Origin of the sequence: Proteus faecis, from assembly GCF_030286765.1 — a bacterium.
GTDB lineage: Bacteria > Pseudomonadota > Gammaproteobacteria > Enterobacterales > Enterobacteriaceae > Proteus > Proteus faecis.
On the sequence record NZ_JASVWV010000057.1, the window covers coordinates 1 to 921 of the forward strand.

Sequence of the window (921 nt, forward strand, 5' to 3'; positions counted from 1 at the left end):
ACACGCTGGCGTGTGCGTTATCGTGTGTCAGAGACGCTGAGCAGAATATGCCCGGCATGAACGGATAGTTTTATTTTACTCAACCCGGCAGGGACTTTCCTGTCGGGAGAGTCCCTGCCTTTTTTATCGCAGGAGAAGTGTATGGGACTCGATATTTACTTTTATGCCAGTGAAAAGCGCGGTGCAGACAAAAGCCGGATACCCGGCTCACGTTATGCAGAAGCGGACAGCGACGGCGATATTGAAGTCGGGTATTTCCGTAAGGTCAATGCATTGTTTAAGTGGGTGCATGACCATATCGGGGCTTTTGAAAACTGTGAAAAAGTGCCGGTGACAGAGGCTCATCTGCGGGCTTTACAGCAGGACTTGCTGGCACTGACACCGGAAAACTGTCAGACACGTTTTCCGACCACAGAGAGTTTTTTCTTTGGTTCAACGGCCTATGACGAGGTGTACTGGGCTGATGTGGAAGACGTCAGACGCTGGCTGTCAGGGATAACGGAGACGTTTGACTTTGAGGCAGAGTCACTGTGTTTTGTGGCCTGGTGGTAAGCCGGTAAGGTGTTTCTCCGGGAAACGCTGAACACATTTTAATCAGTGTTTCCACTGGAAACACCGTTTAAAAATTAACCATATTGTTTTTTCACCTGATGGTGTATCCCGCCATCAGGACGGGATACACCTTTTTTATTGAGGGTATCCCGATGAAAAAATCTGACCGTAAACGCCGCCCGGCTGCGGATAAGCCTGTTCGCGATATTTATCAGGAAGTGACTGACCGTATTGTGACCGCACTGGAAAAAGGCACCTGCCCGTGGAAACGGCCATGGCGGCCGGCAGAAGGGACGGGCACCGGTTTTCCGGTGAACGCCCTGACCGGTCATCCCTATCAGGGGATGAATGTGCTGTTGTTATGGTTGT

Annotated in this window: 2 protein-coding genes; both read left to right on the forward strand. The window is 50.7% G+C overall.

The features are described 5' to 3' along the window. Positions 1-141 precede the first annotated feature (141 nt). Positions 142-552, forward strand: a complete 411-nt coding sequence (locus QSH13_RS18450; RefSeq protein WP_228395558.1) for a hypothetical protein — start codon at positions 142-144, stop codon at positions 550-552. A gap of 152 nt (positions 553-704) precedes the next feature. After that, positions 705-921 (forward strand): ArdC-like ssDNA-binding domain-containing protein (locus QSH13_RS18455; protein WP_286039461.1); only part of this gene is annotated, 217 nt, incomplete at its 3' end.

Bases quoted from the DNA above. Each gene is read 5' to 3' on its own strand.
- QSH13_RS18450 (WP_228395558.1), top strand. From the start codon at position 142: ATGGGACTCGATATTTACTTTTATGCCAGTGAAAAGCGCGGTGCAGAC.